The organism is Streptomyces sp. NPDC058295 (genome assembly GCF_042880655.1).
Classification (GTDB): domain Bacteria; phylum Actinomycetota; class Actinomycetes; order Streptomycetales; family Streptomycetaceae; genus Streptomyces; species Streptomyces coriariae.
In genome coordinates this window covers 40,439-62,027 of sequence record NZ_JBHVYO010000031.1, presented here as the reverse complement: position 1 = coordinate 62,027, position 21,589 = coordinate 40,439, and the positions used below count along the sequence as shown (strand labels likewise).

Below are 21,589 nucleotides of genomic sequence, written 5' to 3'. Positions count from 1 at the left end.
GGGGTGTGAGCGAGAAGAATCGTGCGGGAAAGCGCACCGCCAGGGAGCGGCTGGCGGACGAGCGAGAGAAACAGAAGGCCGCGGAGCGGCGACGGCGGACGCTGATCGTCGCGTCGAGCGTCGTCTGCGTCCTGGGTCTGGCCGCGGTGATCGGAGTCGTCGCGGCGAACTCCGGCAAGGACGACAGCAGCGACAAGGCGGGGCCGGTCGTGGCCCCCTCGGGGGCGCAGGGCGAGGACGCGCTCGCGATCCCCGTCGGCAAGGACGGTGCCAAGTCCACGCTCACCGTGTGGGAGGACTTCCGCTGCCCGGCCTGCAAGGCCTTCGAGGCGGCGTACCGCCCCACGATCCACGAGCTGACGGACGCCGGGAAGCTCAGGGTCGAGTACCACCTGGCCACGCTCATCGACGGCAACATGGGCGGCAGCGGCTCCCGCAACGCGGCCAACGCGGCGGCGTGCGCGCAGGACGTCGGGAAGTTCCCCGCGTACCACGACGTGCTGTTCGAGAACCAGCCGGAGGAGACGGACGACGCCTTCGCCGAGAACAGCAAGCTCATCGGGCTCGCGGCCAAGGTCGACGGCCTCGACACGCCCGCGTTCCGTACCTGCGTCGAGGACGGCACGCACAACAGCTGGGTCGAGAAGTCCAACCAGGCCTTCCAGAAAGGCCACTTCGGCGGCACCCCGACCGTGCTGTTCAACGGCAAGAACATCTACGCCGACCAGTCGATGACGCCGGCCAAGCTGAAGCAGATGGTGGAGGAAGCCGACAAAGGGTGACCAGGGGTGAGGCCCCTGCGCACCCGCCCGTTATGGAGCCGTAGCCGGGCTGCCCGTCGTCGGCCCGGTCCGGCACGGTAGCGTCGACCCTGCCATGGAACTTGCCTACATTCCCAGCCCGTCGCACGGGGTGCTGTATCTCGGCCCCGTTCCGCTGCGCGGCTACGCGTTCTGCATCATCATCGGCGTCTTCGTCGCGGTCTGGCTCGGCAACAGGCGCTGGGTCGCCCGCGGCGGGCAGACCGGCACGGTGGCCGACATCTCCGTCTGGGCGGTGCCCTTCGGCCTGGTCGGCGGCCGGCTCTACCACGTGATCACGGACTACGAGCTGTACTTCAGCGAGGGCCGCGACTGGGTGGACGCCTTCAAGGTCTGGGAGGGCGGCCTCGGTATCTGGGGCGCGATCGCGCTCGGCGCGGTGGGCGCGTGGATCGGCTGCCGCCGCCGGGGCATCGCCCTGCCCGCGTACGCCGACGCCATCGCGCCGGGCATCGCCCTCGCCCAGGCGATCGGCCGCTGGGGCAACTGGTTCAACCAGGAGCTGTACGGCAAGCAGACCGACCTTCCCTGGGCGCTGCACATCACGTCCTCGGCGGACGGCCGGGTGCCCGGCTACTACCACCCGACGTTCCTGTACGAGTCGCTGTGGTGCATCGGTGTCGCGCTCCTGGTCATCTGGGCCGACCGCCGCTTCAAGCTCGGGCACGGGCGGGCCTTCGCGCTGTACGTCGCCGCGTACTGCGTGGGCCGCGCGTGGATCGAATACATGCGGGTCGACGACGCCCACCACATCCTGGGCCTGCGGCTGAACGACTGGACCGCGATGGTCGTGTTCCTGCTCGCGGTGATCTACATCGTGATCTCGGCGAAGAAGCGGCCGGGGCGCGAAGCGGTGGTCGAGCCGGGTGCGGGTGCCTCCGGCGGTGGGACGGACGCCGACGGCGAGGGCACGTCTGAGGACGCGGCCGAGGCCAAGGCTGAAGGCAAGGACAAGGCTGAGTCCGAGGACGAGGCTGAGTCCGGAGCCGAGGCGAAGACCGGCGCGAAGGCCGAGACCGACGCGAAGGGCGGGGCGGCCACCAAGGCTTCCGCCGATGCCAAGATCTCTGCCGGCACCAAGGCTTCCCCCGATGGCAAGGCATCTGCCGGCGTCAAGGACGACACCGACGCGAAGGCGGACTCCGGCGCGAAGGCTGAGGCCGGGAAGTCCGCTGCGGTGAAGGCCGAGGACCCGGCCGAGGGCGTGGCCGGGGTGCAGGACGAGGTCAAGGACGGAGCCGAGTCGGCCGGCAAGAAGAGCTGACGGCTGGTTGTTCGTACGACGACGAGGGCGCCCGGGGTCTGCCGGGCGCCCTCGTCGTCCGTGTGCGACGGGGAGGGTTCAGTCCCCGCGGGCTGCCAGGGACAGAGTGCGCTGGGCCATCGCCACCACGGCCGCGTCGACGAACCGGCCGTCCGGGAGGGCCTGGGCGCCCTGCTCGGTGGCCGCCGCCTTCACGATCGTCTCGGCCTCCTCCAGCTCGTGCTGGGTGGGCAGGTAGGCCCGTTCGATGATCGGGAGCTGGCGGGGGTGGATGGCGGCGCGGCCCAGGAAGCCGAGGGTGCGGCCGTGGGCGCAGCTGGTGGCCAGGCCCTCCAGGTCACGGATGTCGGGGTGCACCGACTGGGGTGGGGGCGCCAGACCCGCGGCACGGGCGGCGACCACGACCCGGGCGCGGGACCAGTCGAGGCCCGCGTCCTCGCGGACGCCCAGGTCGGCCCGTAGGTCCGCCTCGCCGAGGGCGATACCGCGCAGCGAGGGGTGGGCGCAGGCGATGGCGAAGGCGTGTTCGATGCCGAGGGCTGTTTCCAGGAGGGCGTGGAGGGGGGTGGCTCCACGGTCCGTGGGCGGCAGGGCCTCGGCGACGCGGGTGATCTGGTGCGGGGACGTGACTTTCGGCAGGCGCAGGGCGGAGACCCCGGGGAGGGCGGCCATCGTGCGGAGGTCCGCCGCGGCGAAGGGGCTGTCCAGGGCGTTCACCCGGACGTGGACCGGGACCCGCTGGGGCTCGCGGAGGCGTTCGGCGGTGGCCGTGCGGGCGTACTCCTTGCGGTCCGGGGCGACCGCGTCCTCCAGGTCGACGATGACGACATCGGCGCCGCAGGCGAGGGCCTTGGTGACGGTCTGCGGGCGGTCACCGGGTACATAGAGCCAGGTCAGAGGGGTCTTCGTCATAGGGCGCCCGCCTCGCGGAGGGACGTCAGCTCGGCTTCGGTCAGGCCCAGCTCGGTCAGGACCTCCTCCGTGTCGGCGCCGTGCGGGCGGCCGGTCCAGCGGATCGCGCCGGGGGTCGAGGAGAGCCGGAAGAGGACGTTCTGCATGCGGATCCGGCCCAGCTCCGGGTCCTCGACCGCGGTGATCGTGTCGAGGGCCTGGTACTGGGGGTCCGTCATCACGTCGCGTACGTCCTGGATCGGGGCGATCGCGGCCTCCGCCTTCTCGAAGGCGGCGAGGACGTCGGTGCGGCTGCGGGCGGCGATCCAGCCGCCGACCGCCTCGTCGAGCAGGTCGGCGTGGGCGGCCCGGTCGGCGCCGGTCGCGAACCAGGGCTCGTCGATCAGGTCGGGTCGGCCGACCAGGCGCATCACGCGCTCCGCGATCGACTGGGCCGATGTCGAGACGGCGACCCAGTTCCCGTCGGCCGTGCGGTAGGTGTTGCGCGGGGCGTTGTTGGCGGACCGGTTACCGGTGCGGGCCTGGACGTATCCCAGCTGGTCGTACCAGAGCGGCTGGGGGCCGAGGACGGTGAGGATGGGCTCGATGATCGCCATGTCGACGACCTGCCCCTCGCCGGTGCGGCTCCGGGCGGCGAGGGCCGTCATGACGGCGTAGGCGGTGGCCAGACCGGCGATCGAGTCGGCCAGGCCGAAGGGCGGGAGGGTCGGGGGCGCGTCCGGTTCTCCGGTGATCGCCGCGAATCCGCTCATCGCCTCGGCGAGGGTGCCGAAGCCGGGGCGGTGGGCGTAGGGGCCGAACTGGCCGAAGGCGGTGACCCGGGTGAGGACCAGTCGGGGGTTGGCCGCCGACAGCACGTCCCAGCCGAGGTCCCACTTCTCCAGGGTGCCGGGACGGAAGTTCTCGATGATGACGTCGGCGGTGGCGGCGAGGCGCAGCAGCGTGGCGCGGCCGCCGGGCCTGGAGAGGTCGAGGGTGATGGTGCGTTTGTTGCGGCCGAGGAGTTTCCACCACAGGCCCACGCCGTCCTTGGACGGGCCGTGGCCTCGGGAGGGGTCCGGCTGGGTGGGGTGCTCGACCTTGATGACCTCCGCGCCGAAGTCGCCGAGCATGGTGGCGGCGAGGGGGCCGGCGAAGAGGGTGGCCAGGTCCAGGACGCGGACACCGTGCAGGGGAGAGATCTTCTCGGTGGCCTTCTCGGCCGTCTTCTCGGCCGTCTTCTCGGGGGTTTCTTCGGCGGTTTCTTCGGCGGTTTTCTCGCTCATGACGCGTACCGCGTCTCGATCTCGGAGCGGTAGGGCATCGAGGCGGAGGCGCCCGGTCGCTGGACCGACAGGGCCGCCGCCGCGGACGCCCAGGCCAGCGCCTCCCGCACGGGCCGCCCCTCGCCGAGCGCGACCGCGAGGGCGCCGACGAAGGTGTCGCCCGCGCCGGTCGAATCGACGGCGGTGACGCGCGGGGCGGGCACGGTCAGCGGCTGCGTTCCCCGGGTGGCGTACAGGCTGCCGGACGAGCCGAGCGTGATGACCACCTCCGGCACGCTGTCCAGCAGAGCCGCGGCCGCCTCGCGCGGGTCGGTGCGGCCGGTGAGCGTGGCCGCCTCGTGCTCGTTGGGGACCAACAGGTCGGTGACCGCGAGGAGTTCGGGCGGGAGCGGCTGGGCGGGGGCCGGGGTGAGGATCGTCCGGACGCCGTGGGCACGGGCCGCCCGCGCGCTCGCGACGACCGCGGCGAGCGGGACCTCGAGCTGGAGCAGGAGCGCGTCGGCGGAGGAGATGAGGACCTCGTCGCCGGGGACGAGATGGTCGACGGTGCCGTTCGCGCCGGGGACGACCACGATCGCGTTGCCGCCCTCGTCGTCCACGACGATGTGCGCGGTGCCGGAGGGGCTCTCGACGGTGCGCAGGTGGTCGGTGTTCACGCCGGAGTGCTCCAGGGTGGAGCGCAGCCGGGTGCCGAAGGCGTCGTTGCCGACGGCGCCGATCATCGAGACGGTGCCGCCCGCGTGGGCGGCGGCGACCGCCTGGTTGGCGCCCTTGCCGCCGGGGATCGTACGGAACTCCCGTCCCGTCACGGTCTCCCCGCGCTGCGGGGGCTTCTCGACGTAGGCGACGAGGTCCATGTTCGTGCTGCCGAGCACGACGATGTCGGTCATGGCTGGGAAGCCTCCCGGGGGATGAGGGACCAGGTGAGGTGGGCCAGGGTGTCGAAGCCGACGCCGTTGAGGTCGGCGACGGAGGTGGCCAGGCGGTTCTTGAGGGGGGCCGTCCAGTGGTCGGGCAGGGCGGCCGGGTCGCCGGTGAGCAGGGCGGCGATCCCGCCGGCCGTCGCGCCGGCCGAGTCGGTGTCCAGGGCGCCGGCCACGGCACGGCCGATGGAGCCGGTGAAGTCGCCGTCCGCGTGGGTGAGGGCGGCGGCGATCAGGGCGGTGTTGGGGATGGCGTGGACCCAGTGGTGCCCCTGGTGGGCGGCGTGGAGTTCGTCCACCACGGTGTCGAAGTCGGGGTGTTCCCCGGCGAGCCGGACGGCGTGGGTGACCGCCCGCGCGAGGCGGGAGCGAGGCGGTACGACGCTCAGGCCGGTGCGCAGACAGGCGTGGACGTCATGGGCGCCGGTCGCGGCGGTGGCGATGGTGGCCGCCGTGAACATCGCCGCGTAGACGCCGTTGGCGGTGTGCGTGAGGGTGGCGTCGCGGTGGGCCTGCTCGGCCGCCGCGGCCGGGTCCCCGGGGTTGGTCCAGCCGTGGACGTCGGCGCGGATGAGGGCGCCGATCCACTCGCGGAAGGGGTTGCGGTGGCGGGCGGTGAGCGGGGGCTCGATGCCGGAGAGGAGGTTGCGCAGGGCGAGGCGCTCGGCGGTGAAGGTGCGGCCCGCGGGGAGTTCGTCCAGCCAGAGCCGGGCCACGTCCGTGGTGGTGAAATACCTGCCGTGTCGTTGGAGCAGGAGGAGGTTGAGAAGCGGGTAGTTGAGGTCGTCGTCCTCGGGCATGCCGTCGATGTTCTCGGCGAGGGAGGTGGTCGCCGAGCGGCGGTTCCAGGGGTGCGCCTCGAGGAGGGGCTCGGGGATTCCGCGGGCGGTGAAGTAGCCGGCGAGGGGCCAGTTGCCGGTGGAGCGGGCGAGTTGGCGGACGGCGTCCAGGGGGAGCTTCTCCACCGGTTTGCCCAGCAGGCAGCCGACGGCCCGGCCCAGCCAGGCCGCTTCCAGGGCGGCCGGGGTGGGGGCGGCCTGCGTGCGCGCGCCGGCCGGTCGGTTCGGCCACTGCGGGCACAGGGCCTTGATCCTCTCCAGTCCGGTCGGCTCGTGTTCCGTCAACCTGCTGGGCAGGTCGGCCAGTTCGTCCAGCAGGTCGTCCGCGAGGAGGCGCAGATAGCGCGAGGCGCGCTGCGGGGAGGCGCCGGCCCGGGGTGGGGCCTCGCAGCCGCCGGCCGCTTTCCAGCGCGCGGCGATCGCCCACGGCTCGCGGCCGTCCTGGGCCGCCTGCTGCAGTTCGTGGCCGAGGAGGTCCTCGGGCTGGACCCAGGTCAGTCGGAGCATCGCGGACCTCCGATCGCGGAGAACGCCCGCTCGTGGGTGCGGCGGTGGCGGACGTCGCGGTCGAAGATCTCCCGGGTGACCTCGGTGAGCGTCGCCGCGGGCTGCCAGAGGTCTAGGCGGCTGGCCTCGCCGACCTGCTTCGACCACGCGTCGGGGACCGGCGAGCCGAGGGCGCCGGCCATCGCTCCCGCCATCGTCGCGATCGAATCGCAGTCGCGGCCGTAGTTGACCGCGCCCAGGACCGCCTGCCGGTAGTCGCCGTCGGCCACCAGCAACATGCCCAGGGCGACGGGGAGTTCCTCGATCGCGTGCAGACGGGACGGACGGCGGGCGGCCAGCGAGGGCCGGCGGTAGTCGGGGCCGACGGTGTCGTACGGTGCCACCGCCTCCCGGAGCGGCACCAGCGCCGACTCGAAGTCGGTGTGCCGGGCCGCCGCTTCGCAGACCTTCTCGATCGCCGTACGGGTCCCGTCCTGTGCCAGGGCCAGACAGGCCGTGACGACGGAGTCCGCCGTGGCGCCCGGCGCGCACGCGGCCGCCACCCCCGCCGCGAAGACCCCCGCCGCCTCGCGGCCGTACGACGACTGGTGGGCGCCGGCGATGTCCAGCGCCTCCGCGTACGCGCCCGCCGGATTGGCCGCGTTGACCAGGCCCACCGGCGCCATGTACATCGCCGCACCACAGTTGACGATGTTGCCGACGCCTGCCTCACGGGGGTCCACATGGCCGTAGTGCAGCCTTGCCACCAGCCATTTCTCCGCCAGGAAGATCCGCTGGAGGGGGAGTGCCTCCGCCTCCAGCTCCGGGATCCAGCGGGGCGTCGTCAGCAGGTCCGGGACGAGGTGGTCGGCGATCGCGTAGGCGTCCAGGTGATCGCGGACCGTGGCGTAGACCCTGATCAGCGCGTGGGTCATCAAGGTGTCGTCGGTGACGTGGCCGTCGCCCTTGTGGTACGGGGCGATGGGGCGGGCGGTGCGCCAGTCGTCGCCGTTCCAGGGACCGACGACGCCGTGCACCCGGCTGCCGTGGCGCTGGAGGATCTGCTCGGGGGAGTAGCCCTCGACGGGGCCGCCGAGCGCGTCGCCGACGGCCGCGCCGACGAGGGCTCCGGTGGTGCGGTCTTCCAGGGTGCCGCCGCCGCTTCCGCTGCTGCTTTCTTGTGCTTTGGGCGTCATGCCCCGAATCATCCTCCTGGAGGGGCCGGTTGCGTGGCTTCCAGGAGTTCGGCGAGTTCCACCAGGTCGGTGCCGGTGAGCCGGGGCAGTACGCAGCCGGAGAGGACCCGGCAGCTGTCCCGCCAGGAGGCGGGGATCGCGGTGCCACCGCCCAACGCGCCGGTCAGCGCGCCCGCCAGGGCCGGGGCCGAGTCCGCGACCCGGGAGAGACAGGCCGCCGCCGGTACCGCCTCGGCGATACGGCCGCCGGACGCCGTCACCAGGGCCAGGGCCACCGGGACCGTCTCCGCCGCCGCGATCCCGTAGCTGTAGACGTGGTCGACGATCTGGTGCTCCAGGAGGGGGACGAGCGTGAAGGCGCTGTCGGCGCCGCGGGCCAGTTCGAGGGCGTGCCGGGCGTTGCGGCCGATCTCGGTGTGCTCGGGGAGTTCGGCGAGCGCCGCCGCCACGCAGGCTTCGGGGTCCGCGCCGACGAGGGCCAGCGCGAGGGCCGCCGCCATCGCGCGTGCGCCGTGCACGCCGTCGCCGTCCTGTGTGTAGCGGGCGTCGAACTCGGCGAGTTCGGCGGCGAGTCGGGGGTCGCCGGGGTGGGCCACGGCCAGGACGCAGGCGCGCACGCAGGCCGCGTCGTCGAAGTAGTGGGGGTTGTCGTGGCCGGTGGCGGGCGGCCGCAGTCCCGCGACGAGGTTGCCGAGGCCGGCGCGGACGGAGATCCGGGCGCGCAGGGGGAGGACGGCGGACTCGATCTCGGGCGCGCGGTCGGCGGCCGCCGCGACCTCGCAGGCGATGGCGTTCCAGGTGAGGTCGATGGCGGCGCGCATCCGGCGTTCCCGGCTGAGGTCGCCCAGGGCGGCGTCGTCGCCGGCCCGCAGGACCGCCTCGGCCGCGAAGGCCGCCCACTCGGCGTCGTCGGAGGGGCCGAGGCGCAGGGGTTCGGGGGGTTGGTTGAGGGCGATGGGGACGGGGAGCGTGGTCGTCGCGTTGTGTTCGGCGAAGGTGTCGAGTTCGCGGGTCAGACGGCGGGTCCACTCCGGCATCCGGGCGGCCCGGTGGCGGGCGGCGGGCCAGCCGGCGGCGTCGCCCGCGGCGAGGCCGAGAAGGAGGCCTTCGATGCGGGTTCCCTGCGGGGGCCGGGCGGTGCGGGACGCCTCGGCTGCGCCTTCGGCCCCTGCGGCCCCTTCGGTCCTACCCGCACCACCTGTGCGGCGTTCGGTCGCGGGTGTGGGTGGCCCCTGGGGGGCGTTCCCGCCCTCGGCGACCGCGGGTTCGTTCGCGTTCGCGTCCGAAGTCGTCGCAGCCGCAGCCGCAGTAGCCGTAGGGGGCAGGGGCAGGGGCAGGGGCAGGGTCAGGGCCGGGGTCGTAGTCGGAGTCCGTGTCGCGGTGACCGGTGCCGCTGTCGACACCGTCGGCGGCACCGGCTCGATGGGGTCAGTGGGGTCAGCGGGGTCAGTGTGTTCAGTGGGGTCCGGGGGTGGGGTTCCCGTGGACGTGTCCTCCTGCCAGGGGCCCGGTGGCCTCACAGTCGTACCTCCGCGGTGTCGTTCGGCGTCAGGGCGAAGGCGGTCGGGTCCGGCAGGGGGATCCGGGCGAGGCCCATCAGGTTGGGCACGAGGTCCTCCATGACCATGCCCTCGCCCCACTTTCCGCCCTCGCCCGGCATGAGCAACTCGGCCACGTCCAGCACGTGGTGGCCAGCCATGGACGGCAGGCAACTGCCCCGCGCCGGGCCGATCGCCGCCGCCCACTCCGCCGGGATCGCCGACACGCCCTGCGTCGCACCGGCCAGGGCGCCCGCCACCGCGGCCGTCGTGTCCGCGTCGCGGCCCATGTTCACGGCCGTCAGGACGGCTTCGCGGAAGTCACCGTCGGCGGCCGCGTAGGCGCCGAAGGCGAGGGCGACGGCCTCGGGGGCGAGGTCGGTCCAGGGGTAGCCGCCGATGACGACGGCGGAGCGGACCGCTCGCTCGCCGCGGTGGGCCACCGCCACCGCGCGGCGCAGCGAACGCGCCGTCCAGGAGTCCTCGGGGACCACGGCGAGGGCGGAGGCGACCACGGAGATCGCCGGCGCTCCCGCCATCGCCGCGGCCACTCCCGCCGCGACCGCCTGGCCGCCGTAGATGCCCTCGCCCTCGTGGCTCACCGCGCCGTCGATCGCGACCAGGCGGGCCGCTTCCGCGGGGCGGCCCGCGGCGAAGACGCCGAAGGGGGCCGCGCGCATCGCCAGGCCGTCGCTCCAGGCGTGCCGGTGCTGCGCCGAGATCGGCGCGGCCAGGCCTCGGCGGAGGTTCTCCAGGGTGCCGCGTTCGCTGAAGCCGGCGCCGCGGAAGGGGCCCTCGTCGAGGTCGGCGATCCACTGGTGCCAGGCCGCCTCGACGTGGGCGGGGGTGAGCGCGGAGCCGTGGCGGGCCAGCAGCAGGCCCGAGAAGATCGCGTACTCGGTGTCGTCGGTGCCGGCCGGCCGGTCGGCTACGTATCCCGTGATACGGCCCCAGCGGGCGCGGATCTCGGAGGGCTTCATGTTCTCCGCGGGGGCTCCCAGGGCGTCTCCCACGGCCAGGCCGAGCAGGGCGCCGCGGGCCCGTTCGCGCAAGTCGGCGGCGTCCCCCGGCGCCGGGACCGAGGGGATGCAGGCGGTCGATGCCATACGCGACCTCTCCTCAGGGGCTTCGCACGGGGCGCGGAGCCCTTTTGCGGATGTGTCCCACCGTCGGCGGTTGACCTCAGCCTCGGAGGCCCCTATGTCACCCGGTCGACATCTGTGCAGAGTCCCGATCGTATGAGCATTCGAGGGTGAAACCGCAGGTTAGCGCAGCCTTTCCTCACTGGCCGATGGGGATCTCCCGGCGTATCTTTGTTGTTGTCGAAAAGTGGAATCAGTCCAGACTTAGCTTTGCCTCAGCTTACTGGGGCGTTCCGCACACCCCGGGGGATCTCATGGCCATCATCGAAACCGAAGCCGCACTGCACGAGGCGCACCGCGACAACCACACCCACCGGGACGTCAACGGGGGCTGGTTGCGGCCCGCGGTCTTCGGCGCGATGGACGGCCTGGTCTCCAACCTCGCCCTGATGACGGGTGTCGCCGGCGGTTCGGTGGGTCACCAGACCGTCGTCATCACCGGACTCGCCGGGCTCGCCGCGGGCGCCTTCTCCATGGCCGCCGGTGAGTACACCTCCGTCGCCTCGCAGCGCGAGCTCGTCGAGGCCGAACTCGACGTCGAACGCCGGGAGCTGAGAAAGCACCCCGAGGACGAGGAGGCCGAACTCGCCGCGCTGTACGAGGCCCGGGGTGTCGAGCCCGAGCTGGCCCGGCAGGTCGCCCGGCAGCTGTCGCGCGATCCCGAGCAGGCCCTGGAGATACACGCCCGTGAGGAGCTGGGCATCGATCCCTCCGATCTGCCCTCGCCGCTGATCGCCGCCGTGTCGAGCTTCGGCGCGTTCGCGCTGGGTGCGCTGCTGCCCGTACTCCCCTATCTCCTGGGTGCCGCTTCGCTCTGGCCGGCCGTGCTGCTCGCGCTGTTCGGGCTGTTCGGCTGCGGGGCCGTGGTGGCCCGGGTGACCGCGCGCACCTGGTGGTACAGCGGACTGCGGCAGCTCGCCCTCGGTGGCGCGGCGGCCGGTGTGACGTACGCCCTGGGCAGTTGGTTCGGAACGGCCGTAGGATAGTGCGGATGCTACTTATGCGTTGGGCCGCATAAGTAGTCGTTACTGACTGGTTTCGAGTGCTTAACCAGCGGGCATGAGCCGTAAGCGCTGTGGGCAATGACGCCTTCGGCGCACTCGCGAGGTGAACGACGCCGCTCTCCTCGCCTTCCGGACCGGCGGACGCTGATCTGATCGATCTCGTCCCGTTCGGTCCCCACATACTTTCAGCCACGTGCGCGGTACCCCTGTCGCGACGCCGTGGCGTCCGCATGCTGGAACGGAGTATCCGGTTCCCGAGAACCGCTCCATCATGTAACCTGCACGAAATTTTGCGTTACGCAGAGGGCCAACGTCGTCCCTTCGCCAGCAGATATGCCACTTGAGACGACGACGGGAGAGCCGATGCGTACGCCGCGCCAGCCGTCCCAGCATTCCGGGAATGGCCAGAACTGGTCCTTCATGGATGCTCGCCCTGCTGCGCAGGGTATGTACGACCCCCGCAACGAGCACGACGCCTGTGGCGTCGGCTTCGTGGCCAACCTCACCGGCGAGGCGAGCCACACGCTGGTCGAGCAGGCGCTCACCGTTCTGCGCAACCTCGAACACCGCGGCGCCACCGGCTCCGAGCCGGACTCCGGCGACGGCGCGGGCATCCTGACCCAGGTCCCGGACGCCTTCTTCCGCGCGGTGGCCGGACTTGAGCTCCCCGAGGCCGGCGGCTACGCCGTCGGTATCGCCTTCCTCCCCGAGATCGGCATCGACGAGGTCGTCTCACAGATCGAGACGATCGCCTCCGACGAGGGCGTCACCGTCCTCGGCTGGCGCGAGGTCCCGGTCGCCCCCGGGCTGCTCGGCGCCACCGCCCGCTCGACGATGCCGGCCTTCCGCCAGATCTTCGTCACGGACCACACGAGCACCGGCATCGACCTCGACCGCAAGGCGTTCGTGCTGCGCAAGCGCGCCGAGCGCGAGGCCGGCGTCTACTTCCCGTCGCTGTCCGCGCGGACCATCGTCTACAAGGGCATGCTGACCACCGGCCAGCTCGAGCCCTTCTTCCCGGACCTGTCCGACCGCCGCTTCGCCTCGGCCGTGTCGCTCGTCCACTCGCGCTTCTCCACGAACACCTTCCCGTCGTGGCCGCTCGCGCACCCGTACCGCTTCGTCGCGCACAACGGTGAGATCAACACCGTCAAGGGCAACCGCAACTGGATGACCGCCCGGGAGTCGCAGCTGGTCTCGGACCTGTTCGGCCCGGACGAGAAGTCCATCGAGCGGATCTTCCCGGTGTGTACGCCGGACGCCTCCGACTCGGCGTCCTTCGACGAGGTGCTCGAGCTGCTCCACCTCGGTGGCCGCTCGCTGCCGCACTCCGTGCTGATGATGATCCCGGAGGCGTGGGAGAACCACGACTCCATGGACCCGGCCCGCCGCGCCTTCTACGAGTTCCACTCCACGATGATGGAGCCCTGGGACGGCCCGGCCTGTGTCACCTTCACCGACGGCACCCAGGTCGGCGCCGTGCTCGACCGCAACGGTCTGCGTCCCGGCCGCTACTGGGTCACCGACGACGGCCTCGTCGTCCTCGGCTCCGAGGTCGGCGTCCTCGACATCGACCCGGCCAAGGTCGTCCGCAAGGGCCGCCTCCAGCCCGGCCGGATGTTCCTCGTCGACACCGCCGAGCACCGCATCATCGAGGACGACGAGATCAAGGCCCAGCTCGCCGCCGAGAAGCCCTACGCCGAGTGGCTGGAGGCCGGCGAGATCGAGCTGGTCGACCTGCCCGAGCGCGAGCACATCGTGCACACCCACGCCTCGGTCACCCGCCGCCAGCAGACCTTCGGCTACACCGAGGAAGAGCTGCGCGTCATCCTCGCGCCGATGGCCAAGACCGCCGGCGAACCGCTCGGTTCCATGGGCACGGACTCGCCCATCGCCGCGCTCTCCGCCCGCCCGCGACTGCTCTTCGACTACTTCACCCAGCTGTTCGCGCAGGTCACCAACCCGCCGCTGGACGCGATCCGCGAAGAGCTCGTGACCTCGCTGCGCTCCTCCCTCGGCCCGCAGGGCAACCTGCTCGAGCCGAGCGCCGCGTCGTGCCGCACGGTCACCCTGCCGTTCCCGGTCATCGACAACGACGAGCTGGCCAAGCTCATCCACATCAACGCCGACGGCGACATGCCCGGCTTCAAGGCCGCGACGCTCTCCGGTCTCTACCGGGTGCACGGCGGCGGTGACGCACTGGCCGCGCGCATCGAGGAGATCTGCGCCGAGGCCGACGCCGCCATCGACAACGGCGCCCGTCTCATCGTCCTGTCGGACCGCCACTCCGACGCCGAGCACGCCCCGATCCCGTCGCTGCTGCTCACCGCGGCCGTCCACCACCACCTCATCCGCACCAAGCAGCGCACCGAGGTGGGCCTGCTGGTCGAGGCCGGCGACGTCCGCGAGGTCCACCACGTCGCGCTGCTGATCGGCTTCGGCGCCGCCGCCGTCAACCCGTACCTGGCGATGGAGTCCGTCGAGGACCTGCTGCGCGCGGGCACCTTCCTCGACGGCATGGAGCCCGAGCAGGCCATCCGCAACCTGATCTACGCGCTGGGCAAGGGCGTCCTGAAGGTCATGTCCAAGATGGGCATCTCGACCGTCGCCTCCTACCGCGGCGCCCAGGTCTTCGAGGCCGTCGGTCTCGACGACGCCTTCGTCACCAAGTACTTCAGCGGCACCGCCACCAAGATCGGCGGCGTCGGCATCGACGTCATCGCCAAGGAGGTCGCCGCCCGCCACGCCAAGGCCTACCCGGCCAGCGGCATCGCGCCGGCCCACCGCGCCCTGGAGATAGGCGGCGAGTACCAGTGGCGCCGCGAGGGCGAGCCGCACCTGTTCGACCCGGAGACGGTCTTCCGCCTCCAGCACTCGACGCGCACGGCCCGCTACGACATCTTCAAGAAGTACACGGACCGCGTGAACGAGCAGTCCGAGCGCCTCATGACGCTGCGCGGCCTCTTCGGCTTCAAGTCGGACCGGCAGCCGATCTCCATCGACGAGGTCGAGTCGGTCGAGGAGATCGTCAAGCGCTTCTCCACCGGCGCCATGTCGTACGGCTCCATCTCCCTGGAGGCGCACGAGACGCTCGCCATCGCCATGAACCAGCTGGGCGGCAAGTCCAACACCGGTGAGGGCGGCGAGGACGCGGACCGGCTGTACGACCCGGCGCGCCGCTCGGCGATCAAGCAGGTCGCCTCCGGCCGCTTCGGCGTCACCTCCGAGTACCTGGTCAACGCGGACGACATCCAGATCAAGATGGCACAGGGCGCCAAGCCCGGCGAGGGCGGACAGCTGCCCGGCCACAAGGTCTACCCGTGGGTCGCCAAGACCCGGCACAGCACCCCCGGTGTCGGTCTGATCTCCCCGCCGCCGCACCACGACATCTACTCGATCGAGGACCTGGCCCAGCTGATCCACGACCTGAAGAACGCGAACCCGCAGGCGCGGATTCACGTGAAGCTGGTCTCCGAGGTCGGCGTCGGCACGGTCGCGGCCGGTGTGTCCAAGGCGCACGCGGACGTCGTGCTCATCTCCGGCCACGACGGCGGAACCGGCGCCTCCCCGCTCACCTCGCTCAAGCACGCGGGCGGCCCCTGGGAGCTCGGCCTCGCCGAGACCCAGCAGACGCTGCTGCTCAACGGCCTGCGCGACCGGATCGTCGTGCAGACCGACGGCCAGCTGAAGACCGGCCGCGACGTGATCATCGCCGCGCTGCTCGGCGCCGAGGAGTTCGGTTTCGCGACCGCGCCGCTCGTCGTCTCCGGCTGCGTCATGATGCGCGTCTGCCACCTGGACACCTGCCCGGTCGGCATCGCCACCCAGAACCCGGTGCTCCGCGACCGCTTCGCCGGCAAGGCGGAGTACGTGGTGAACTTCTTCAAGTTCATCGCCGAGGAGGTCCGCGAGATCCTCGCCGAGCTGGGCTTCCGCACCATCGAGGAGGCCGTCGGCCACGCCGAGGTCCTCGACGTCGAGCGCGCCGTCGACCACTGGAAGGCACAGGGCCTGAACCTGGCCCCGCTGTTCCACGTGCCCGCCCTGCCCGAGGGCGCGGCGCTGCACCAGGTCATCACGCAGGACCACGGCCTGGAGAAGGCACTCGACAACGAGCTGATCAAGCTCGCCGCCGACGCCCTGGCCGCGGACTCCGCGACCGACGCCCAGCCGGTGCGGGCCCAGGTCGCCATCCGCAACATCAACCGCACGGTCGGCACCATGCTCGGCCACGAGGTGACGAAGAAGTTCGGTGGCGCGGGCCTGCCCGAGGACACCATCGACATCACCTTCACCGGTTCCGCCGGCCAGTCCTTCGGCGCCTTCCTCCCGCGCGGTGTCACGCTGCGCCTGGAGGGCGACGCCAACGACTACGTCGGCAAGGGCCTCTCGGGCGGCCGCGTCGTCGTCCGCCCGGACCGGGGCGCCGACCACCTCGCCGAGTACTCGACGATCGCGGGCAACACCATCGCCTACGGCGCGACCGGCGGCGAGCTGTTCCTGCGCGGTCGGACCGGTGAGCGGTTCTGCGTCCGCAACTCCGGTGCGACGGTCGTCTCCGAGGGCGTGGGCGACCACGGCTGCGAGTACATGACCGGCGGTCACGCGGTGGTCCTCGGCGAGACGGGCCGCAACTTCGCGGCCGGTATGTCGGGCGGCGTCGCCTACGTGATCGACCTGAACCGCGACAACGTCAACGCCGGCAACCTCGGCGCCGTCGAGGCGCCGGACGAGGCCGACAAGCAGTGGCTGCACGACGTCGTGCGCCGCCACGCCGAGGAGACCGGTTCCACGGTCGCGGCGAAGCTGCTCGTCGACTGGGATGCCGCCGCGGAGCGCTTCAGCAAGATCATCCCCAGCACGTACAAGGCAGTGCTCGCCGCCAAGGACGCCGCCGAGCAGGCGGGACTCTCCGAGTCCGAGATCACCGAGAAGATGATGGAGGCGGCGACCAATGGCTGACCCGAAGGGCTTCCTGAACCACGGCCGTGAGGTCGCCAAGTCCCGTCCCGTCGACGTGCGTCTGAAGGACTGGAACGAGGTCTACGTCCCCGGTTCGCTGCTGCCGATCATCGGCAAGCAGGCCGGCCGGTGCATGGACTGCGGCATCCCGTTCTGTCACAACGGCTGTCCGCTGGGGAACCTGATCCCCGAGTGGAACGACTTCGCCTACCGCGAGGACTGGACGGCGGCCTCCGAGCGGCTGCACGCCACGAACAACTTCCCGGAGTTCACGGGCCGCCTGTGCCCCGCTCCGTGCGAGTCGGCGTGTGTGCTGGGCATCAACCAGCCGGCCGTCACCATCAAGAACGTCGAGGTCTCGATCATCGACAAGGCGTGGGAGACCGGTGACGTCGCCCCGCAGGCGCCCGAGCGCCTGTCCGGCAAGACCGTCGCGGTCATCGGCTCGGGCCCGGCGGGCCTGGCCGCCGCCCAGCAGCTCACGCGGGCCGGCCACACCGTCGCCGTCTACGAGCGCGCGGACCGCATCGGAGGCCTTCTCCGGTACGGCATCCCCGAGTTCAAGATGGAGAAGCGGCACATCAACCGCCGTATCGAGCAGATGCGCGCGGAGGGCACCCGCTTCCGTACCGGGATCGAGATCGGCCGCGACCTCAAGGCGACCGACCTGAAGAAGCGCTACGACGCCATCGTCATCGCCGCCGGCGCCACGACCGCCCGTGACCTTCCGGTCCCCGGCCGTGAGCTCAAGGGCGTCTACCAGGCGATGGAGTACCTGCCGCTGGCCAACAAGGTCCAGGAGGGCGACTTCGTGGCGCCCCCGATCTCGGCCGAGGGCAAGCACGTCGTGGTCATCGGCGGTGGCGACACCGGCGCCGACTGCGTGGGCACCGCCCACCGTCAGGGCGCGGCCTCGGTCACCCAGCTGGAGATCATGCCCCGTCCGGGCGAGGAGCGGGACGCGGTCTCCCAGCCGTGGCCGACCTTCCCGATGCTCTACAAGGTCACGAGCGCGCACGAGGAGGGCGGCGAGCGGGTCTACTCCGTCTCCACCACCCACTTCGAGGGCGACGAGGACGGCAACGTCCAGTGGCTGCACCTCAGCGAGGTCGAGTTCATCGACGGCAGGCTGACCCCGAAGCCGGGCACGGAGCGCAAGATCCCCGCCCAGCTGGTCACCCTCGCCATGGGCTTCACCGGCACCGACCGTGAGAACGGCGTGGTGGAGCAGTTCGGCCTGGAGCTCGACGAGCGCGGCAACATCGCCCGCGACGCCGACTTCCGGACCAACGTTCCCGGCGTGTACGTCGCCGGTGACGCCGGCCGCGGCCAGTCGCTCATCGTGTGGGCGATCGCGGAGGGCCGCTCGGCCGCCCGCGGCGTCGACCGGTTCCTGACCGGCGCGAGCGAGCTGCCGGCCCCGATCCGCCCGACGGACCGCTCGCTGCTGGTCTGACGGCCCCGGAGGCCACCCCAAGAACGTCCCGTACAAAGGCGTACGGAACACAGACGGCGCCTGCCCCACAGTCCCCGACCGGACGACCGGGCAGGCGCCGCCGCATGTCCGCCTTCATCTCTGTAGCTCCGGAGCCCCGGAGGCCCGTCGGCGCGCCTGCCCGTAGGCCTGTCTGTCTGCCCGTCGGCGTACCGGTCGTTCTACGGCACCCGGTACGTCTCTCCGTACACCTGCCACCGCAGCGGCGGGCGCAGGCCGAGGTTGCCCTCGTTCAGGAAGCGGCGCTGGGTGGTGTCGACGCGCGAGGTGTCGATGCCGGGGTGCCGGGTCAGCATGGCCCGGCGGCGGGCGTCCAGGAAGGCGTCGAGGTAGTCGGTCTCCTTGCCGCCCTGCGCCGGGGTGCGGGCCTGCCGCATCGCGCGCGCTCGGATGCCGTCGAAGCTGGTCGGGCCCGCGCCGGGGCCGTGGAAGACGAGGGCGTCGTAGTAGATGAACTGGCCCAGCGCGCCCAGGCCGTCGACCCGGCCCCGGTGGACCGCCGGGCCGAAGTAGACACGGTCGCGCTCGACGTCCTGTGCGGCCCGGAAGGCGGGCACCCTCGACTCCGCCCGCCAGGCGGCCGGGAAGCCGGGGTCGAGACCGGCGTGCGAGGCGGTGCCGTCCACCCGGCGCAGGGCGGGGAGATAGCGGGCGAGGGCGTTGCCCGGGTGGTCGCGCGTGTAGCGCTCGACGAGGGTGAGCAGATCGTGGGTGCCGGTGCAGAAGCCGATCAGTCCCGCCGTGTAGCCCTGTCCGTCACCGATGTCCTCGACATAGGCGTACGCGCTGCGCCAGTTCAGAGTCCCGTTCTCGGCGCTGGCCACGATCTTCTGCGCCAGTTCCTTCTGGGTCGGGGCGGTGAGGCCCGGCTGGGTGGTCTGGACACCGGCCGTCGGCTGGGCGGGCCGGGCGGGAGTGAACAGATACACCGTCGACGCCACGGCGGCGCAGACGCAGACCAGGGCGGCGGCACGTTTCATGCCGCACACCCTAGAGCGGGAATGTCGTGTTCCTTGTCATTCCATCCTAATTAGTCGACGAACGAACAAAAGGGCGAAGGGCGGTGGGTGTGGGAGGCTGTGCGCCATGGTCGCGATCAGTCTCACCAAGGTCCAGGAGACCGCACCCGCGCTGGTCAACCTCTACAAGAGCGCCGGGGCCTCCCTCACCAAGCACGGTCTCGACGGCCAGCGGGCCGCCGTCTACCTCGTCGTCGACTACTCGGGGTCGATGAAGCCGTACTACCAGGACGGCAGTGTGCAGGCGCTCGCCGACCGGGTGTTGGGCCTGTCCGCGCACCTCGACGACGACGGCCGGGTGCCGGCCGTCTTCTTCTCCACCGACGTCGACGCCGTCACCGACATCGCCCTCGCCGACCATCAGGGGCGGGTGGACCGGATCGTGGCCGGGCTCGGGCACATGGGCAAGACCAGTTACCACCTCGCCATGGACGCCGTCATTGACCACTACCTCGACAGCGGGTCGAAGCACCCCGCGCTCGTCGTCTTCCAGACGGACGGCGGCCCGATCAACAAGCTCGCCGCCGAACGCTACTTGTGCAAGGCCTCGAAGCTGCCCTTGTTCTGGCAGTTCATCGGCTTCGGCGACCGGGGGAGCAAGCAGTTCGACTTCCTGCGCAAGCTCGACGAACTGCCCGTACCGGCGAAGCGGGCGGTCGACAACGCCGGTTTCTTCCACGCCGGTTCGGATCCGCGCAAGGTGTCGGACGCGGAGCTGTACGACCGGCTGGTCGGGGAGTTCCCGGCGTGGCTGGGGGCGGCCCGGGCGCGGGGGATCATCCGGTGACCGTCCTGCTGCCCGCCGCCGGCCGTGCGGCCACGGCCTGGAAGAACGGCGGCGGGGTGACCCGTGAGATCGCCTGCTTCCCGGCGGGCGCGGGCATGGCCGACTTCACCTGGCGGATCAGCCTCGCCGAGGTCGCGGCGAGTGGCCCGTTCTCCGTGTTCCCCGAGGTGGAGCGGACGTTGACGCTGGTCGAGGGCGCGGGCATGGACCTGACCGTGGGTGGGCGGCGACGGCTCGTCGACGCGCCGTACGTGCCGCAGGACCTCCCCGGCGACGAGCCCACCGACTGCCGGCTGCTGGACGGGCCCGTCGTCAACCTCAACGTGATGTGGCGCAGGGGCGCCCCGGCCCCGACCGTCGCGGTCGTGCGCGGCCGGCTCGGCCTGCGGGCGGCGCGCGCCCTGATCGTCGCCCTCGGCGAAAGCGGGTCCGCCGAGGTCGACGGGGTGCGGCTCGCCCGCCACGACGCCCTCCTGCTGACCGGGGAGGACGCGACTGTGTACGCGCACGGCCCGACGGCGGTCGTCGGCCTCACCCCGTGACGGCGGCGCCCGTGGCCCCGTCGGCCCCGGGCGCGGCCGGCGCGGGCCGTGTCCGGGCGGAGCGTCACGTCCCGGGGCCGACGCCGGAGGAGCATCGAGAACCGACCGGCGGGCCGGGGCGCTGACGCCGGCTCTCCCCGCATGAGTGCCTGCCTGCCTGTCTGTCTGTCTGCGCACGTGCGTACGTGCCTGCGTGTGTAAGTACGTGCCTGCCCGCGTGCGCGCCTGCCGCTTTCCGTCAGTTCTTCGGCGGCCAGTTGCGCAGCAGGGCGTCCAGGGCGTCCAGGATCCGGGTCCAGGTCTCCCGGGTGTCGGGGGCGCTGTGGCTGAATCCGCCGCCGAGCTCCAGGCTGACGTAGCCGTGGAAGACGCTGCCCAGGAGCCGGACGGCATGGGTCTGGTCCGGCTCGGTGAGGTCGTAGCCGCGCAGGATCGCCCGGGTCATGCGGGCGTGCCGCGGTCCGGCGCTCGCGGCCGCCGTCTCGGGGTCGAGTCGCAGCTGGGCCGCGGCGTAGCGGCCGGGGTGTTCGCGGGCGTAGTCGCGGTAGACGTCGGCCAGGGCGGTCAGCGCGTCCTTGCCGGCCCGCCCGGCCAGCGCGAGGTCGCCCCGGTCGGCGAGTTCCTCCAGGGCGAGCAGGGCGATCCGGGTGCTGAGGTCGTCGGAGTTCTTCACGTGCGAGTACAGGCTCGCGACCTTGACGTCGAAGCGCCGGGCGAGCGCCGAGACGGTCACCTGGTCGAAGCCGACCTCGTCGGCCAGCTCCGCGCCCGCCCGGACCAGACGATCCGTGCTCAGCCCCACTCGCCCCATACCCGTCCTCCTGCGTCTCGCCCCGTACCTCTCCGCCGATAGCCATTATGCGTTTGCCTAAAAGCTTTAGGCAAATTAGCCTGCGTTATATGAAGCCGCTCACCGAGCAAGAGATCCGCGCCGCGTTCGTCAACTGCACCAAGGGCGAGGCCAAGCGCCTGGCCGTCCCCCGCGACCTGGCCGACCGGCCCTGGGAGGACCTGGACTACCTCGGCTGGCGGGACCCCCAGGCCCCCGACCGGGCCTACCTCGCCGTCGAGCTGGACGGCCGGCCGAAGGCCCTCGCGCTGCGCTCCTCCACCTCGGGCTCGTGGCAGGCGCGGCGCAGCATGTGCACGATGTGCCTCACCACCCACTCCGGTGGCGTCTCGCTGATGGTCGCGCCGAAGGCGGGCAGAGCCGGCCAGCAGGGCAACTCGGTGGGGGCCTACATCTGCAGCGACCTCGCCTGCTCGCTGTATGTGCGGGGCAAGCGGGACGCGGGCGTCGGGGCCCGGCTGCCCGAGACGATCACGCTGGAGGAGAAGATCGGGCGGACGGTGGCGAACCTCGCCGCGTTCGTCGCCAAGGTGACCGGCTGAGG

At 71.9% G+C, this 21,589-nt stretch carries 17 protein-coding genes; 8 read left to right on the top strand and 9 right to left on the bottom strand.

The features are described from left to right. Positions 1–5: 5 nt before the first annotated feature. Together ACFVYS_RS29070 and lgt are read left to right on the top strand one after the other, a co-directional pair. The gene (locus ACFVYS_RS29070) at positions 6–782 is read left to right on the top strand and encodes a thioredoxin domain-containing protein (RefSeq protein ID WP_389506747.1); all 777 of its coding nucleotides are present in this window, start codon (positions 6–8) and stop codon (positions 780–782) included. A 94-nt stretch (positions 783–876) separates the two neighbouring features. Continuing rightward, complete coding sequence (lgt, locus tag ACFVYS_RS29065; protein ID WP_389506745.1) at positions 877–2,085, top strand: prolipoprotein diacylglyceryl transferase; 1,209 nt, start codon at positions 877–879, stop codon at positions 2,083–2,085. A 78-nt stretch (positions 2,086–2,163) separates the two neighbouring features. Here the strand turns inward: lgt and ACFVYS_RS29060 are convergent, their stop codons facing one another. From ACFVYS_RS29060 to ACFVYS_RS29030, 7 genes are read right to left on the bottom strand one after another with little or no spacing between them, the layout of a single operon-like run. Beyond that, a complete protein-coding gene (locus ACFVYS_RS29060) occupies positions 2,164–2,997 on the bottom strand; it encodes an HpcH/HpaI aldolase/citrate lyase family protein (RefSeq protein ID WP_389506743.1) in 834 nt (277 codons plus the stop codon). Further along, entirely contained in the window at positions 2,994–4,262 is a 1,269-nt protein-coding gene (locus ACFVYS_RS29055) for a CaiB/BaiF CoA transferase family protein (protein WP_389506741.1), read from the bottom strand. The genes ACFVYS_RS29060 and ACFVYS_RS29055 overlap by 4 nt, the downstream gene beginning before the upstream one ends. Then, positions 4,259–5,152, bottom strand: coding sequence for a ribokinase (gene rbsK, locus ACFVYS_RS29050; protein ID WP_389506739.1), 894 nt, complete (start codon positions 5,150–5,152; stop codon positions 4,259–4,261). Before rbsK ends, ACFVYS_RS29055 begins: the two co-directional genes overlap by 4 nt. Next, positions 5,149–6,531: an ADP-ribosylglycohydrolase family protein gene (locus ACFVYS_RS29045; RefSeq protein ID WP_389506737.1), complete on the bottom strand. Its 1,383-nt coding sequence runs from the start codon at positions 6,529–6,531 to the stop codon at positions 5,149–5,151. The genes rbsK and ACFVYS_RS29045 overlap by 4 nt, the downstream gene beginning before the upstream one ends. Further along, positions 6,519–7,706 carry an ADP-ribosylglycohydrolase family protein gene (locus tag ACFVYS_RS29040; protein WP_389506735.1) on the bottom strand — a complete coding sequence of 396 codons (1,188 nt, stop codon included), beginning with the start codon at positions 7,704–7,706 and terminating at the stop codon, positions 6,519–6,521. Before ACFVYS_RS29040 ends, ACFVYS_RS29045 begins: the two co-directional genes overlap by 13 nt. An 8-nt stretch (positions 7,707–7,714) precedes the next feature. Then, positions 7,715–9,226 carry an ADP-ribosylglycohydrolase family protein gene (locus tag ACFVYS_RS29035; RefSeq protein WP_389506733.1) on the bottom strand — a complete coding sequence of 504 codons (1,512 nt, stop codon included), beginning with the start codon at positions 9,224–9,226 and terminating at the stop codon, positions 7,715–7,717. Further along, on the bottom strand, positions 9,223–10,350 hold the full coding sequence (locus ACFVYS_RS29030) for an ADP-ribosylglycohydrolase family protein (protein WP_389506731.1): 1,128 nt from the start codon (positions 10,348–10,350) through the stop codon (positions 9,223–9,225). Before ACFVYS_RS29030 ends, ACFVYS_RS29035 begins: the two co-directional genes overlap by 4 nt. 290 nt (positions 10,351–10,640) lie before the next feature. Between ACFVYS_RS29030 and ACFVYS_RS29025 the strand changes: the two genes are divergently transcribed. The 3 genes from ACFVYS_RS29025 to ACFVYS_RS29015 all read left to right on the top strand — a co-directional run bounded on the left by ACFVYS_RS29025 (position 10,641) and on the right by ACFVYS_RS29015 (position 17,808). Next, positions 10,641–11,372, top strand: a complete 732-nt coding sequence (locus ACFVYS_RS29025) for a VIT1/CCC1 transporter family protein (protein ID WP_389506730.1) — start codon at positions 10,641–10,643, stop codon at positions 11,370–11,372. A gap of 381 nt (positions 11,373–11,753) precedes the next feature. Then, positions 11,754–16,352: a glutamate synthase large subunit gene (gene gltB, locus ACFVYS_RS29020; RefSeq protein WP_389506728.1), complete on the top strand. Its 4,599-nt coding sequence runs from the start codon at positions 11,754–11,756 to the stop codon at positions 16,350–16,352. Continuing rightward, positions 16,345–17,808, top strand: a complete 1,464-nt coding sequence (locus ACFVYS_RS29015) for a glutamate synthase subunit beta (RefSeq protein WP_028806850.1) — start codon at positions 16,345–16,347, stop codon at positions 17,806–17,808. The genes gltB and ACFVYS_RS29015 overlap by 8 nt, the downstream gene beginning before the upstream one ends. Positions 17,809–18,008: 200 nt before the next feature. Here ACFVYS_RS29015 and ACFVYS_RS29010 read toward each other — a convergent pair whose 3' ends face one another. Further along, positions 18,009–18,827, bottom strand: a complete 819-nt coding sequence (locus tag ACFVYS_RS29010; protein ID WP_389506727.1) for a chitosanase — start codon at positions 18,825–18,827, stop codon at positions 18,009–18,011. A 106-nt stretch (positions 18,828–18,933) separates the two neighbouring features. Here ACFVYS_RS29010 and ACFVYS_RS29005 point away from each other — a divergent pair, with 106 nt between their 5' ends. Both ACFVYS_RS29005 and ACFVYS_RS29000 read left to right on the top strand, forming a co-directional pair. After that, a complete protein-coding gene (locus tag ACFVYS_RS29005) occupies positions 18,934–19,653 on the top strand; it encodes a vWA domain-containing protein (protein WP_389506725.1) in 720 nt (239 codons plus the stop codon). After that, positions 19,650–20,195: a HutD family protein gene (locus ACFVYS_RS29000; RefSeq protein WP_389506723.1), complete on the top strand. Its 546-nt coding sequence runs from the start codon at positions 19,650–19,652 to the stop codon at positions 20,193–20,195. Before ACFVYS_RS29005 ends, ACFVYS_RS29000 begins: the two co-directional genes overlap by 4 nt. A 238-nt stretch (positions 20,196–20,433) precedes the next feature. Here ACFVYS_RS29000 and ACFVYS_RS28995 read toward each other — a convergent pair whose 3' ends face one another. Further along, positions 20,434–21,006, bottom strand: coding sequence for a TetR/AcrR family transcriptional regulator (locus ACFVYS_RS28995; protein WP_389506721.1), 573 nt, complete (start codon positions 21,004–21,006; stop codon positions 20,434–20,436). Positions 21,007–21,095: 89 nt separating this feature from the next. Here ACFVYS_RS28995 and ACFVYS_RS28990 point away from each other — a divergent pair, with 89 nt between their 5' ends. After that, positions 21,096–21,587 (top strand): FBP domain-containing protein, encoded by a 492-nt coding sequence (locus ACFVYS_RS28990; protein ID WP_310434707.1) that lies wholly within the window; start codon positions 21,096–21,098, stop codon positions 21,585–21,587. Positions 21,588–21,589 lie beyond the last annotated feature (2 nt).

Excerpts from the sequence above, each read along its gene's own strand:
- ACFVYS_RS29040 (WP_389506735.1), bottom strand. The coding sequence starts at position 7,706 with ATGACGCCCAAAGCACAAGAAAGCAGCAGCGGAAGCGGCGGCGGCACC.
- ACFVYS_RS29060 (WP_389506743.1), bottom strand. The coding sequence starts at position 2,997 with ATGACGAAGACCCCTCTGACCTGGCTCTATGTACCCGGTGACCGCCCG.
- gltB (WP_389506728.1), top strand. The coding sequence starts at position 11,754 with ATGCGTACGCCGCGCCAGCCGTCCCAGCATTCCGGGAATGGCCAGAAC.
- ACFVYS_RS29030 (WP_389506731.1), bottom strand. The coding sequence starts at position 10,350 with ATGGCATCGACCGCCTGCATCCCCTCGGTCCCGGCGCCGGGGGACGCC.
- ACFVYS_RS29025 (WP_389506730.1), top strand. The coding sequence starts at position 10,641 with ATGGCCATCATCGAAACCGAAGCCGCACTGCACGAGGCGCACCGCGAC.
- ACFVYS_RS28995 (WP_389506721.1), bottom strand. The coding sequence starts at position 21,006 with ATGGGGCGAGTGGGGCTGAGCACGGATCGTCTGGTCCGGGCGGGCGCG.
- lgt (WP_389506745.1), top strand. The coding sequence starts at position 877 with ATGGAACTTGCCTACATTCCCAGCCCGTCGCACGGGGTGCTGTATCTC.
- rbsK (WP_389506739.1), bottom strand. The coding sequence starts at position 5,152 with ATGACCGACATCGTCGTGCTCGGCAGCACGAACATGGACCTCGTCGCC.
- ACFVYS_RS29055 (WP_389506741.1), bottom strand. The coding sequence starts at position 4,262 with ATGAGCGAGAAAACCGCCGAAGAAACCGCCGAAGAAACCCCCGAGAAG.
- ACFVYS_RS29015 (WP_028806850.1), top strand. The coding sequence starts at position 16,345 with ATGGCTGACCCGAAGGGCTTCCTGAACCACGGCCGTGAGGTCGCCAAG.
- ACFVYS_RS29005 (WP_389506725.1), top strand. The coding sequence starts at position 18,934 with ATGGTCGCGATCAGTCTCACCAAGGTCCAGGAGACCGCACCCGCGCTG.
- ACFVYS_RS29010 (WP_389506727.1), bottom strand. The coding sequence starts at position 18,827 with ATGAAACGTGCCGCCGCCCTGGTCTGCGTCTGCGCCGCCGTGGCGTCG.
- ACFVYS_RS28990 (WP_310434707.1), top strand. The coding sequence starts at position 21,096 with ATGAAGCCGCTCACCGAGCAAGAGATCCGCGCCGCGTTCGTCAACTGC.
- ACFVYS_RS29045 (WP_389506737.1), bottom strand. The coding sequence starts at position 6,531 with ATGCTCCGACTGACCTGGGTCCAGCCCGAGGACCTCCTCGGCCACGAA.